This is a genomic window from Bradyrhizobium sp. SEMIA, from assembly GCF_014844175.1.
Lineage (GTDB): Bacteria > Pseudomonadota > Alphaproteobacteria > Rhizobiales > Xanthobacteraceae > Bradyrhizobium > Bradyrhizobium arachidis.
The window spans coordinates 6,099,011-6,112,976 of record NZ_CP046601.1; the positions used below are offsets into that span (position 1 = coordinate 6,099,011).

The 13,966-nt window shown below is 58.4% G+C and carries 7 protein-coding genes and 2 pseudogenes; 3 read left to right on the forward strand and 6 right to left on the reverse strand.

Annotated elements, in window-relative coordinates:
- Nucleotides 1-1,347: 1,347 nt before the first annotated feature.
- The 3 genes and pseudogenes from FOM02_RS29615 to FOM02_RS29625 form a co-directional block, all read right to left on the reverse strand.
- Nucleotides 1,348-3,135 (reverse strand): outer membrane beta-barrel protein, encoded by a 1,788-nt coding sequence (locus FOM02_RS29615; RefSeq protein ID WP_265440345.1) that lies wholly within the window; start codon nucleotides 3,133-3,135, stop codon nucleotides 1,348-1,350.
- A 1,620-nt stretch (nucleotides 3,136-4,755) separates the two neighbouring features.
- Nucleotides 4,756-4,857: pseudogene (locus FOM02_RS29620) on the reverse strand (DUF736 family protein); the annotation flags it as partial.
- Nucleotides 4,858-5,048: 191 nt separating this feature from the next.
- The gene (locus tag FOM02_RS29625; RefSeq protein ID WP_027562286.1) at nucleotides 5,049-6,374 is read right to left on the reverse strand and encodes a DUF3422 family protein; all 1,326 of its coding nucleotides are present in this window, start codon (nucleotides 6,372-6,374) and stop codon (nucleotides 5,049-5,051) included.
- A gap of 1,430 nt (nucleotides 6,375-7,804) precedes the next feature.
- Here FOM02_RS29625 and FOM02_RS29630 point away from each other — a divergent pair.
- From FOM02_RS29630 to FOM02_RS29640, 3 genes and pseudogenes are all read left to right on the forward strand, one after another.
- A complete protein-coding gene (locus FOM02_RS29630; RefSeq protein WP_265440346.1) occupies nucleotides 7,805-8,152 on the forward strand; it encodes a trehalose-6-phosphate synthase in 348 nt (115 codons plus the stop codon).
- A 98-nt stretch (nucleotides 8,153-8,250) separates the two neighbouring features.
- Nucleotides 8,251-8,550: a hypothetical protein gene (locus tag FOM02_RS29635; protein WP_265440347.1), complete on the forward strand. Its 300-nt coding sequence runs from the start codon at nucleotides 8,251-8,253 to the stop codon at nucleotides 8,548-8,550.
- A gap of 187 nt (nucleotides 8,551-8,737) precedes the next feature.
- Nucleotides 8,738-9,286: pseudogene (locus FOM02_RS29640) on the forward strand (recombinase family protein); the annotation flags it as partial.
- 549 nt (nucleotides 9,287-9,835) lie between these two features.
- Here the strand turns inward: FOM02_RS29640 and FOM02_RS29645 are convergent.
- The 3 genes from FOM02_RS29645 to FOM02_RS29655 all read right to left on the reverse strand — a co-directional run bounded on the left by FOM02_RS29645 (nucleotide 9,836) and on the right by FOM02_RS29655 (nucleotide 13,893).
- Complete coding sequence (locus FOM02_RS29645; protein WP_265440348.1) at nucleotides 9,836-11,008, reverse strand: TlpA disulfide reductase family protein; 1,173 nt, start codon at nucleotides 11,006-11,008, stop codon at nucleotides 9,836-9,838.
- A gap of 1,444 nt (nucleotides 11,009-12,452) precedes the next feature.
- Nucleotides 12,453-12,866: a hypothetical protein gene (locus FOM02_RS29650; protein ID WP_265440349.1), complete on the reverse strand. Its 414-nt coding sequence runs from the start codon at nucleotides 12,864-12,866 to the stop codon at nucleotides 12,453-12,455.
- A gap of 169 nt (nucleotides 12,867-13,035) precedes the next feature.
- The gene (locus FOM02_RS29655; protein WP_265440350.1) at nucleotides 13,036-13,893 is read right to left on the reverse strand and encodes a hypothetical protein; all 858 of its coding nucleotides are present in this window, start codon (nucleotides 13,891-13,893) and stop codon (nucleotides 13,036-13,038) included.
- Nucleotides 13,894-13,966 lie beyond the last annotated feature (73 nt).

Here is a 13,966-nt window from a genome sequence, read left to right on the forward strand (position 1 = left end):
CGCGTCAGCGGGATAGCCTGGCTCGCTTTGGTCTGCGGGTCTCCGCATCAGGTAAGCGAATGAACCCGCGGTCACTCGAGTTGGCTATTCGAGCCTATAGCCTAAGCCTCAACAGCGTTGCCGAGCGCATCAGCGGATCGACTCGCGGGCGCGTAGGTCGGCATGCTAGTCTAAGCGGGCGCCGTGCGCCACATGACTAAGGGCAGTGGCCGAGTCGCGAAAACTGAATTGCACCTGTACAGGCCAAGTCGAGGGTTAATTCTCCGCCACCTCGGTAGAGAGTTGGAACAAGCCATCGAACTTCTCGACAATCGCCGACCCGCTGGCGGCACGATTCGTAGCGCTGATCTACGATCAGGGACGGTGCCAAATATCCTTCGCAGCCCGTGGCGCTTTGCAAGACGGACTGTGATGAACTGGTCCGGGAGTTTAGGTTTGTCAACTGCTAACGGGGGCGTGTGCACGAGGTGTGACCAGGATATCAATATCGGGGATACGATATGACGGGCATTGGCCGAGCTGGCACATCGCACGTTGGGGTTGCAGGATGAGGCAGTTCGAGCCTAGAGCCCGGCCTTGTCCCAGAGGAACGCAGCCAATCGTTCGACGCCGTTGTGAAGCGGATGCGCTCCGCCTCAAGATTGAGCCGCGGCGCTTGCGAACCCGCCACCGACTTCGGATGTGGGCCGCCAACGCGGTCACGCGGCAAAGCGAAAATTGGGGAGCCTCCTTGAGGAGCTTGAAACTTGTCGTCGAGCGGCCAGGCGCGCGCAGGACTTGCCCGAGGTGCAAGAGCTGATCGACTAAGTCGTCAGGGCAGGCTCAGCAGTTCTGGACTACTACGCTGATCTGCTCCCAAACTTGAAGCGTCGCATTCTGCCCGACGATGGGCCCGCCGGCTTAGCTCATCCCGGACTTTCGGATCATCTCAATGCCGCGCCGGCAGAGATTGCGGGAGCGCGCGACATCGGGGCCTTCTCGCGCGCAGTAATGCACAAAAGCAAGCGGTTCCGTGGCGCAGCTTGCTCATTCCGAGCCAACTGAATTGCTGCCGCGTTTTCTCAACTTGAGGACGCGCGCATTGAAACTATTGTCCAAGAACGAAGTGAAAGCGCTGACACTTTCTCCTATTCTTCTATTCTCATGTTGGAAAATCCTCAAGGAAGGCCGGGTGGTGGGTGCAAGCGTGTCGGCACTGAGGCTTTCGGGGGCCGGAGGGACTCGAGGCGTGTGGGGCTCGCACCGGCTGGCACTCATTCTTGGCATGCAAGCTGCTCTGCTCGATTCCGAGGTGCTTCACTATCCTTACCTACGACGTCGGCGTCCTGTTTGGCGCCGAGTCGATGGTTATGAGCAGGCCTGGATGGCTCGAGAAGTAGTCTCGAGCCGGCCAAGATCAACTCCTTGAATCGAACTTGTAAGAGGCCTGAAAGAATGTACCCCAGCGCTCCATACTGTACTTCGCAAGAATGCGCGGGGCACCGACGCAGCCGCTGCTGCTGCACAAAGAGTCGCTTCCTTTTTGGTCCACATGGCCCAATAGCGGCCACCGACGCCGACGCTGTTGTTTTTGGTGATCGAGTAGGACAACACGCCTTCGATCTGGACGCCGCCACCACCATTTCCGCGTTGTTCATCAAAGGTGGTCATGTCGCGCAAGAGATGATAGTCACGTCCCTTGAAACCGGTCCAGGGCAAGTAGGCCACGTCGGCGTTCAAACGCCAACGCTCGGTCAGCATGGTTTCGGCGCTCAGGCCGATCCGAGGCGCATTCCATTGAGTATCCTCTCCGCCGATGATCCTGCTGTCACCCGACGTCAAACACGAATACAGCGAGTTAGCCACCTGCATGCATCCGGTCGAGTCCGAACTCTGGCCATAATAGGTCCAGCCTATAAATCCCCCGACCTTGTAGTCGCTGCTGCGCAGGAAGTCGTAACCGACGTCAGCCGTGTAATAGGCAAACCTCCCGTTTGACTGGCCGGAAAGGTTGTTGATGTAGGAAAGTCCGTCCTCGGGTATCCAATCTTCATTATTTATTTTTCCTTTGTTGAACTGCCCGATACCAAGATTGCTTTTCAAGAAAACTCCCCATGGACTGTCAACACGGCCGAATAACTCCCCGGAAAGTCCGTCCAGTCCATGATAAGTGAGCCTCGATTCCAGTATGCTGGGGTCTTCAGGCCAGCCGTTCCGAACTGCGCTGTGATCCCACTGGAAACGTCCCCGGCTCAGCCAGAGCCGCGAGCCGCCTTCGAAGGACCAGCCGGGCGCGTAGAAAATAGGTGGTACGCTGCCGGCTGATTTCGCATACAGCGGCGCATCGGACCATTGTGCGGCCTCTGGGTCCGCACCAAAGTGGTAGTTCAGGCCAATCTTTCCGATGTGATAGTTACTGGTCAGGCTGGTTGTGCTCGCCGGCAGAATCGCAAACGGCGGAAACTGCACTGTCGCAGCCGTCGCGACACTCGGCCCGCCAAAATGCAGATAGTCATATTCGACGTTGACCGACCATGCGGGCGTTAGGGCTTGCTCGACGCCCAGCCCGATAATGCCACCGACCCGGCCATCGTCGAAATGCGTTCTGCCCTCTGGCCAGCCGCCTTCAAAGTTGTTTACGACATCGCCCCGATTGTTTTGCCAGGCTAGGCCTGCCTTGAGATAGGCCAGCGTGTGCCCGAGCGCGCCAAAGGCGTAACCGACGCGACCGGTCCCGGTGGCAAAGAGGCTCGGACCTGCCTTGCAGTTTGCGCTCACAACGAAGCCCGAAGAGGCGAGGCATGTACTTGTGCCGTTGGAGACAGCACCGCTGGCATCCAGCTCGATGCCAAACACCCAGCTGTTGTTCTGCCAGTTGTAACCGATCTGGCCACCAGCAAGGAACGCCGGGGTATCGACGATGCCGCCATAGATTGATGGACCGTATGGATTGCTGAAAGAGGTGCGGCCGTACCCACCGCCGGCATGCCCGCCAATATAGCCTCCAGACCAGTTCCACACCCCTTGTGGCGGTTTAAGTTGTGGCTCAAGATTCGCCGGCTTCGCTGCGCTGCTTGCGACGAGCGCAATTGTTGTCGCACCACAAAAAAAGATTCTACATCGCATCAAAGTTTGCCCCGGAACTTGCCAGTTCACGACCCGCCTCCTCAAGTATCGCCGCACGACAATCGTCGGAGCAGACCAGACACGCGGGCGCGCCGGGTCCGTCCCGAAGATCACCGCACTTCGATTGGTGATGATTTCCCGAATAAGCAAGGCGCGTGCCGAATTGAACTCGTAGGCTTTGCGGGGTCTTCGGAAGTGTTTGTCGCGTCAACTTGCCGACGTTGTCTCAAATTTGACAATCTGAGCTTCCGACAGTCTCTCCATACCCGACATTTGCGAGGGCAGATCCAATGCGCAACGTTTATGTTTGCGTGGAAATAGTTGCGTGCCAAAGCGCCGCCAAACGGAAGACAGCCAAGGCTTGGGAGTGAGTGGCGATTGTGACCCGGATGCTCAAAAGCAACACACACGATGGAGTAGCAGCCGAAATGGAGAAGAACGCGGGACTTTTCTGAAACTGATTGCGCTAGGTGATTTCAAACGGCAGGCGCCCACTTGAAGATCGAAAAGAATCAAATGCCGAATGCACGAGCCCTTTGAGCGCACGCTCGGCGCTAATAAAAATCGCGCAACTGGATCCGTGACGATCGGGTCGCTGAGTGTCCTGCTATAGTATCGCGCGCCGTGGTGGTGGTGGAAGGCGCAGCCGTCAGACCTCTATCTCACGGAATCCACCCGCCATGTTCATCCTCGGACCACCACTCATTATCCTTGTTATCGGCTTGATTTGTTGGCTGGCGTTCATGCTTGCTGCCTCTGCGCTCCCGGTCTTCGTTGGCATGACGATCGCCATGTTCGGCTTCCAATACCCGTGCCGGCTTGAACGGAGGCATTGTGCCGGGCGGTGTGAGCTTTGGTGTCGCCGGGCTTGCGCTCGCTCTCGCGCCATGGGCTTGGGTTCGGCTCCTGATATCCTTCTCTACGTCGCGCCCGCTACCGTGCGGGCTATGACGAAACATATGGAATCGTCTCTGATAACGGTGCCTTCACCAATCTGGCGGACGATATTTGCCGTCGTGGGCGCCATTGCCGTCAGCATCACAGCGTTCATCCGCTTCACTGGAATAGCCGTAGCTGGACCTGCCCGGCAATGATTGCGCCACTGAATGCGTCGCGTCGACGGGCGGGACCGCACCAGATATCCGCAATGCTCGCGGTCCTGACCGTCGGAATTCGAACGAGAGCGGGCTGGCCGTTGAAGCTCCGATCAACAAGCTTGCGCCCCGGCTTCGTCACGGTGATCATAGAGGCATGGACCAAGCGGTCGCATCTCAATGGATACGGCGACAATAAATGTGAACGAGCGGCGCGGCCGATGTGTAATTCACCGTCCCAAATCCGTCCGTTGCTGAAGGGACAAAGCGCCCGTCACCATCGAACTCAGTTGCCGGCCTCTCGGTGCGGTCGAACTTGCCGCGTTCTCCTTGACGTCAGTTCTGCAGGCCGAGTGCACCAACGGCCTCTTCGATGGATTGATCTAGCCCGAAGGACGGCTGACGCTCAACCGCATAAGGCGCAACAGGGGCGTCACAACTTTCTTCCCCGCCGACTGGGCCATCATTCTTGGCCCTAGCCAAGAAAGTTGCTGCTTTGCTGTCAGGCCCCTTGTTCGCCGTCGATCGCCTCCGGCTTGTCGATCACCATCGAGGGGTTGGCGAAGATCGGAGCGGTGAAGCTCGGATCGTCGAGCTTCAGACCTAGATAATCGCGGCCCTCGTTGGAGCGCTTCGGCCAGGCGGCCCCGATCTCCACACTGGATGAGGAAGGTGAGGGCTTCAGCCTGATCTGGCCCCGTCTCAGCCGTCGCAACGGCGACTGACCCGATCCACAATGCCTCGCCGGCTGCATTACCTTGCGCAGGAGCCGGCCGCGATCTTGCGGCAGCGTCGCACCCCGACCATGCGAGCTTCGCAGGACGGAGGCACCGATTCCCTCAAGGAGCTTTAGTCGCAAGTAACCGAGGGCTCGTCGTTGTGCTTGAGGTGTCGCTTTCGGACATTGTAACTCACCAGCCAGATCACGCCGACCGCGATCGGCACGAAGGCTGCGGTCAGGAACGAGGGCTCTACTCGCAGTCCGACATCATGCGCGCCCTTGGCAAGATAACTAAACAGGCTGACCACATAATATCCTATCGCCCCGACCGACAATCCTTCGACCGTGCACTGCAGCCGAAGTTGCTGTCTCGCGCGCTCGTTGATAGCCTGCAACAGGTCGCGATTCTGTCGTTCGATTTCGACGTCGACCCGGGTTCGCAACAGGTCGGCGGCCCGCGCGAGCTTGACCGACAGAGTGGCCTGACGATCCTCCACAGTGGCGCAGGTTCGCATCGCCGGCGCCATGCGGCGTGCCAGAAACGACGACCAGGTTGGATAGCCCGAGACATCGTTGCCTTCAATGATGGATAGTCGCGATTGGACCAGCTCGTAATAGGCCCTGCTGGCGCCGAAGCGAAACAGGCTGCCGGTCGCGCCTCTTTCGAAGGATGCGGCCAGCGCCGTCAGCTCGGCAAGCAGATGGTTGTTGAACTGCAGCCCCTCACCGCTTTGCATTTTCTCGAGCGCCTCAACAAGACGGCGGTCGATGCGATCAACAGATGGTGCAAGCTCAAGGGCCGCCGACAGGCCAAGCAGCGCCAATGGACGGTAGGTCTCGATTTCCAAAAGCCGCTGCACCAGCGCTCCGAGATCGTGCGATGTCAACCCGAGGTCGCAGACGAGTATTTTCGTGAAGCCTTTTTCGTCTACGCGGAAGTCTGAAGCGGCAACGCCTGTGCCGCTCTTTGTGACAACCATGGCCAGGCTATTCTTGTCAAAAATCTGTTCGGCCCGCCTGGTCGGCGAGGTGTCCCGCTCCACTTCTAGCCTGATCGCGACCAGCAACTGTCCGGTCTGACGCAGCGCGCGGATCAGCGATCGGACGGTCCCATCAACTTTGTCAAATTGGTCTGCGGCAGAACAATTTGCGTTAGTCCAGATCCAGGTAAAGGTTGTAAATTCCGAATGCTGCTCCCAGCGTAACGTAGCGGGACCGATGACAATCTGATGAAGTTTCGCCGATTGCTCAGGCGGCGTAAGATTGCGCTCGAGGCAAAAATCGATAAAACGGCAGCGGTCGCTTGTGGCCGCCTCGCCCTGTGCAAGAAAAGCGAAGTGGATCACGCTGAACGGCGAAACAAGGCGCGTGAAGGGGCGCGCGTGCACTTCGCGGAGCACAGCGTCGCGTTGCGGATGTGGGGTGAAGGTTCGCAGATCCAGTTCATCGACCATGTATTGACGCCTCGCTTCAGGTGAACAGGCAACCGGCCGCCTTGACGCGGGATGCAATGGCGGTGCTGGGAAACGGTTGCGCGGCTAGGTTGCTGATGAAGTCATGTCGACGGTCACTACCGAGGCCGCCTTGAACTCGGGAAAGAGGTCTTGCGGGAGGAGCGTCGGGCCAGGCAGATTGAGATGGAGCCGCCCCATCCAGCTTTCGAATGACGGCATCAACGTATGGTCCGGTGTTCACGGCGAAATGTCGGCATTGCGGCTCAATAGCTGTAGCGCTGCGTGCGCGAACTTGGCGGTGGCGCGCGGCAGGGTTCGACGAATGCCTAGATTTACGTGGACATGGTTGTCTGGCAGTCCCTCAAGTGCAGCCGCGTGTCCGCCGATGAGCACCTCGGCTTGTGGCTTGATTATGCCGATGTCGAGAGGGGGGCGAGCGGAAGCTCCTTCGCGGCCATGACCAAAGCTCCTGCTCGCCCTGCACACGATCTGCGCGCGGGTTGGCGAGGTCGAGCATCGCGAAGACCGAATTGAAGTTCGCCCCAGGAGGACGACGCTCGCATTTAGTCAACAGACCTAGTGCGCGGGGTTTTACAAGAACGGGCATGAAACCTGCCAAGACGTTTTTCGTCCCCACCAATATCTCTCTGGCGTGACAGACTTTCGGTCGCACGATGCAAACGCGTCTTTATGTCCCATACCAAATTTGGTAGGTAGCCGTTTTAGCTCCGCGTTGCGTAAACTGTCGTTCCCGCGGCGAAGGTTGATATTCGAAGCAAGCGCAATTTGCGCCAGCAGAATCATCGGCTCCCAAAGCCGATCGATCGACCCGATATCGGACCAGACTGCCGCTCACCGAAGAATTAAAACTGTTTTGTCTGTGAAGAATCGATACTTCGTGGCCGTGGGTAAGTTGCTTCGTTAGACGAAGCCGTTGATGCGGTGGACGCGGGCTAGACGCATTCGTCTTGCGACTGAGCAGGGCGTGCGTGGGGCGCCCTCGAGGCGGCTCGCTACATCTAATCCCAGCCGAGTGCACACGAAAGCACCGAGCCCGATCGGCGGTCCGGCCGGAAATCTTCGGTCACCAACCTTTGCAAATTGATCGATGGCGGGCAAAACGGCAGATCAGACGGGTAGGATAACTTGTGAATCTCGTCATCGTATCGAACCGGGTTGCCGGTGGCGACGTCAATCAACCAAAAACAGGCGGACTTGAGGCGGTCCCTGCTACTGTGGGGCAATTTGGGTGGGGCCGAGGCGATGCTCGCTTATGATTTAATGGGCTTTCAGGCGACGAGAACCGACAGAATTCCGTGCCGATTTCGAGCTCACGCCTGACGAAAATGGTGTGGTGATTTCCCGCAATGGCCGGGTGACAAGATCGCAAGTATTTCCGATCGGCATAGATACAGATAGATTTGCACAATATGCTGTCGAATGCCGATGCCTTGTTGCTATTGCAAGGTCTCAATCGTGAGAAACTTGCCGTCGACGTCGACCGGCTTGACTACACGAAGAGTCTCGATAATCGCGTTCGGGCAATCGATCACCTTCTGAACGAGGAATCGCGCAGCATTTCGCTTTTGCACATCGCGACCACCTCACGATCAGGCATCAAGAGCTACGATGACTATCAGAGCGATGTCGCGGCTCTTGTCGAGGACGTCAACGCTCGGCATGGCGCGGACGGCTGGATGCCGATCCGCCACGAACGAAGCCTCAGATTCAGGCTGTGCTCGCCGCCCTCTACCGCGCCGCACGTGTCACGTTGGTAACATCATTCCGTGACGGTATGAATCTCGTAGCGAAAGAATAGGTTGCAGCGCAGGATGGCAGCGATGCCGGCGTACTGACTTTGTCGAAAGTTATCGGCGTGGCTAAGGAACTCGACGCGGCGCTGCTCATCCATTCCAACAACATCGAAGACATAGCGGCCAAGATTTCGATCGCATTTTCAATGTCGCAGCCCGACCGCATCTGCCGCTGGATGATGGCGAAGCTTCGAGTGTATCTCATCCAGAAATGGTTGGTGCACTTTATCTCCAAGTTGGAGAAAATTCGGGCCGAGAAACTCGCGAGACAGAGCCCTCGGGATGTGCGCAGGTCCAGCAGTCTAAAACCAAAGATCGAGGGAAAATTGGCCGGAGGAGCTGGCCGCCTGCCGCGGCAGTAGGCATGCCCAGCATTCGATCTGAGAGCTAGGAGATTAAATGAGGATTTCACCTGATGGCGGCAAGGTTCATTCGCCACGATTGGTGAACGAAGACTGCCTGCGCGGCTGGACAACTCTGACGAGTTTGAGGCTTGTAGCATCGCTGTTCTAAGTCAACTGGGGTGCGTCGTGCCCCGCAGTTTACCGAATTCGAGGAATTGATCGCGGCCGTATAAGGGTAAGCACGCTTGATCAGAAGACCGATCGACAACTTGCCGGCATCGAGCTTTACCGTACTTTCACCGATCAGGCCTCTGGCGAGGACACCGACCGGCCCGCGCTCACGGAATTGGTGGCATACGTGCGTCAGCGCGATACGGTCGTGGTTCACTCCATGGACCGCCTGCCACGAAACCTTGAAGACCTTCGCCAGTCCCGTTAGGATGCTCACCGAGAGGGGCGTCCGTGTTCAGCTTATCAAGGAGAGCCTCACGTTCACCGCCGAGGCGTCGCCCTTATCGCAGCTTCTCTTGAACGTCATGGGTTCGTTTGCGAAGTTCGAGCGCGCGTTGATTCGGGAGAGGCAGCGCGAAGGCGTGGCGCTCGCGAAGGCGAGGGGGGCTACAAGGGGCGCAGGCGTGCGTTGACTCCCTATCAGGTCAAGCAACTGCTGCAGAGAGTGGCCGCTGGCGCCAAGAAGGCTGTTATGGCGCGTGAACTCGGCGTCAGCAGGGAGACGGTTCACCGCTATCTCCGGGGTGCTTCGCTGCTGGTCGTGACCGCGGCTCACGATCGTATCCGCCTGGTCCGTCTTGTGGCCGCGCTCGAAGCGCTCGCAGTGCTCCACCGCGAAGACAAGTCTGAAGGCCTTGCGTGGCGGCGTGCGTTTGCCGGGAGGTGGACAGACTGCGGTCGGGCGGTGCAAATCGTCGAGGATGTTCTCTACGCATACACTGTACGAAATGCCGTGGTTCACGGCGATGGCCCCACCGAGGGGGGTAGCGATTTCCGCCTTCTACCGGCTGGAACGCAATCTGGTCCCCATCTACCTCGGATTTCTGCGCCTCCACGCAAGAACACAGGCTTGCTACCGTCCAACCCACATCCGACATATTCGGCAGGCTTTCGATCGGCACATCGAGAGCTTCTTTGGAGGCCCGACGAGGTCTGGTAGAAGCGGGCAAAGCACCACGAGGGGCGCATCGGTGCGACTCGGATGGCATTTTCGTGTAAACGCCAGACCGTCAGATTTGGTTGCCACTCGCCGCCGGAGAAATGGATGATGGCCAGCGAGCAATTCCGACTATCACCCTTCTTTTTTCTTTTTGCTCCCTTGCCTGCGCTTTGACGCTCTCGGAAGCCCGCCTTGCGGAGTTGCACAAACACTCTCATAGCAAGCCGTCTCACCCTTGTAGTTGGCCAGCGCTTCGACCAACCGCGGCATGACGTGCTGTTTCAGTACGTCGGGGATAGGCTCAGGACCGCCTAGCGAGTTCAACGCCACTTCGACCAATTCGATTGCGCGATGCTTATTGCCGCTCTCGTAATAATACTGCGCGACCGCCCCATAGGATAGGTACTTGAAGCCACCGTCCCGTCGCGGAGGATTCAGTGCAAGAATGTGTTCGGACAACTCTTTCCCCATCGCAAGGCGCTCGACAGACGGGAAGTGGGAGTTGTCATTCGCCGGATTGAAGAGTTGGCGCAGCGCCTCTTCCATCCACAGCTCATTGTTTTTGTCAATCGCGTCGCGAGCGAATTGCCTCATAACCGGCAAGCCGGTCTGCATGTTGCGCAGTTTGTGAAGCAACAGATCCGCATGGCGCACGCGGAAGTTGAGGTCATCCGGCATCACCGCGACGGCCTCTTCGACCGCCGAAACCGCCTTTGCCCAATCCTCCGCCTTCATCGCGGCGAGAATCGGCTCAGTCAACGCCCGCTTGCGCGTCCTTTCGTCCATTTCGCGTCGTCCGGTTTCGATCCGCTCTGTATCGGCGGCTTTAGCTTCATCGCTGGTCCGCCAGCTGCCGTTAAGAACTTTCGGCAAGACGTCATCGAGCTGCATCGGAGGACCGATAAAAGCGATGTGGCCGTCACGGTCAACCACGAACGAGGTGGGAATCCCGACAGAAAAGCTGGAGTCCATCCAAAGCTTGCTGATTTCGCCTGTGGAGTCGAACCCTATCCGATAGTTCAGGTTCGAGAACTTGTCGGTCAACCACGCGTCCAAGTTTGTTCGGGCCTCGTCCGCCGTTGCAGCTTTTTCGTAAGCTGCGACGCCGAGCACCTCAAGTCCGCTGTCTGTGTATTTCTCTTGCAGCTGTACTAGATGAGGCATCACTGCCGCACATGGTCCGCACCAAGTTGCCCAAAATTCGACGATGTACACCTTCCCGGGCTGGAAGCTCGTGAGGGGCTCGCCTCGCAGCCAGTTCTCCACCTTGATCGGGGGAGCTGGGGACTCCATGCGCAGCACCATGTTGTTGCTCTCCAAAACTATTGCCACTCTTTGCGCGACTTCGTGTGCTAGCCTGTCTCTCTCTCAGAAACAGAGCACACGGGATCAAGAGAAGGCGAGCATCACTCGTTTTGGGCATTTGTGCGCTCAGCCCTCACTCCGTGTTTCTGCATCCCAATTGCAACAGGCGTGCCAGCTTCGTCAGCACGCGTCAAGCGCCTGACTACGCTTTGAAAACTCCAAGGGGCCCCAAACGCAGCCGGTGTTTTGCACCTGACGGACTTTGCCCCGTGTCAGAACTTGGACACGGATCGCGCGCTTCGCGCCACCAGAAAGCTGTGAGTCACCGAATGGAGCCTGCTAACCCCTTTCGCCGCCAGGTAGGATGAGAGGAGAGCTCGATGCAGATCGGAATCGAAATAGCCAAGGCAAGGACCGCGACGGGTTCGTGGCCGATGACGAGGGAATCATTCGAGGGGCACTGGAGCGCGAGCTGCGGATCGGTGCGCCTTAAAAACTGCCAGTGCTCGCCGGCATGCCAAGCGTTTCCTGCACCAACTGGCACTTCGATCAATTTTGCTGTTCAGCCGCGTGAATCGCGGCCGGACAGGAGTTTTCGCGGATGTTCGAACAAGGCTGCCGCCCGAAGCGAGCGTCCCGCTGGTCATCGACATGCCAGAGAACAATGGTGTGCTGAGCGGTTGGACCACGGAGAATCAAGAAAATCGTGCTGGGCACGGCAGCCCTCATCGCGCAGGAGGGACTAAGCTAACTTGCTCAAACTTTGACTGCGAATGCTTGCAGACCGTTTGGGAAGCGTCCGACCCAAGTCCGCTAGTGTTCATCAAAATCCATCTCCGATGCGGGCGACAATGGGTTCGCTATGGTGGTAACGCGAAGCGCCATCCGACCGACAAGACCTTCCGAATTTTGTTGGTGGAGGTGGGCTCCCAGGGCCGATCAATTGGGCTTATGCCGGCACACTGAGGTGGAAACGCGAAACTAGCGAGGATTTGGAGGCATTCGCCAAGCGGGCCGCAGAGGCCGCGCATGCCGCCGGCGAGATGGCTCTGACCGTGGGCGGATTACCGCGAGGTGACGAGCTGGCGGAGTTCGAAAGCTTCGAGGCATGGTGGCAGACGATTGCGCCGTGTTACAGCGACGTGCCGCCGGAAGAGGCGCCGCGGTTAGCGCCGCGGCAATCGCAGTTCGGAGCTGGCCAGTGAAAGAGCGCCAGATCGAGAAGGCGGGGCATGCCTACAGTCACACCTTCAGGGACACGGGCCCTCCAATCGCCCACGCCGATTACCAGCCGGTCACCCTTCAGAAGGATCCAGAGCAGATTCTCGCTCTCATCTTCGCGCGGCTTGGCCGAGATTACGGCGGGCCGTTGACTGGCGAGCCCGGGGATGTTGGGGCAGCAGTTAGGGCAGGGGCGCCGGTCCCCCAGAATTGCTGATTGATTTCATCCCCCTGGGGACAGGATGAGGCGGACAGTGGATCCGCCGAGGCAAAGAGAGCGCAGCGTGATCACTTGCAAAAGCTTCCAATCAAGCAAGACGCACTGCCCCAGGGGGCACGAGTACACGCCACAGAATACCAAGCTCGCGAAGTCGACAAAGCCCGGCCACTTCAAACGGCAGTGTCGGGCGTGCAAGGCCGCGACGGCGAAGCGGCTGGCGAAGGAAGCGAAGGACAGGCGCAACAAGCTGACAGCATCGACCGCCGCACACCAGGCGCCCTCCGCGCGGCCTTCCTTAAGGTCGCCACCGAGCCCGGCGCCTGCGCATCCCGGGGAGCCGACGGTCTTTGCGCAACTCGCCACAACGCCTGCCGGCACCACCGGCGAGGCAGCCATCGCGGCCGGCGCGCCGGCCATGTTGGTTCGCGGACCGAACGCGAGCGCGCCGAGAGCCTCGTGGTTACTCCGGCCCAAGCCCACAGCGCTGCGCCCCTTCGAGCAATTGGCTCTCCGATTCCTCGATTACACCGGGCGACTGCGAATGCGACCGCCGCCGGACATACGTTTAGCGACGAGCAGGCTCCGCTCAGCTGCCGCCGAAACGGCCCTCGACGTTGCGCCTCCAGCGATCAATCTTTGACAGATGAGCCTTCACTCTTTCGTTTGCGTCGGGCATACCGTAGGCGAAAAATTTTCCTATACGGGTCCAGTCCTCGCCAGTTATGCCCGTGGTGTCTTCTATTCGCTGGCAATAGTTCTGCCTGAGGTGATTTCGAACGTTCTCGAAATCGCGAAGCGATCCAATCTCGTCTAGGCCGTCGAATTCTGGATGCTGGATGGCGTCGTCGCGAGACGATTTCGGGAATGCTGCTGTTCCGTCCTCTGCCGCTGGAAAGCTGAGAAATGAATACAGGATTACGAGGTTGAAGGCGCCAAGTGAGCGTTGTTGCACTTTACAACGGTAGCGCAGCGGGAAGGGGCCGAATTTGCGGTCATGGTTGGCGACATACACGCCGGCAATGACGCTGAAATGTCTTTCGTCGATCGAGCCGAGATGAATTGTTTGTTGGAGGCCGTCGTCGATCTCCGTTTCTGCGTTGTCTAGATGTGGGAAAATCCGGTAGTAGACAGGTGCGAAGTTGTTGTTCGTCTTGAGCGCTTTTGTAAACTGCACAAGGCGCCGTTTCTCGCCACCCTCTAGAATCCGCGTCCGCGTGATCTGATTGCCTGTTATTGATTGTCGCGAGGAGTGGATCGAGATTTGTTCAGCGATTATCTTGGTTGATCTTTCGACGCTGTTCGGGTCGTCGCGATGCCACAAGGCTGCTTTGAAGTCGATCTCGATGTCGCCATTTTCTATCAGGTTGAAGGTGGCGAGCTTACGTATGGTCGAACCCGTTTCGATGGTGAGCCTAAGCACTTCTACCGGATCCCGGTCAGCCATCTCCATCCCCGCAATAGCTGAATCAAAGACTAGTTAGTTAGCCACGGTCCACAGGGGAGCGCCTAGGAGCGCG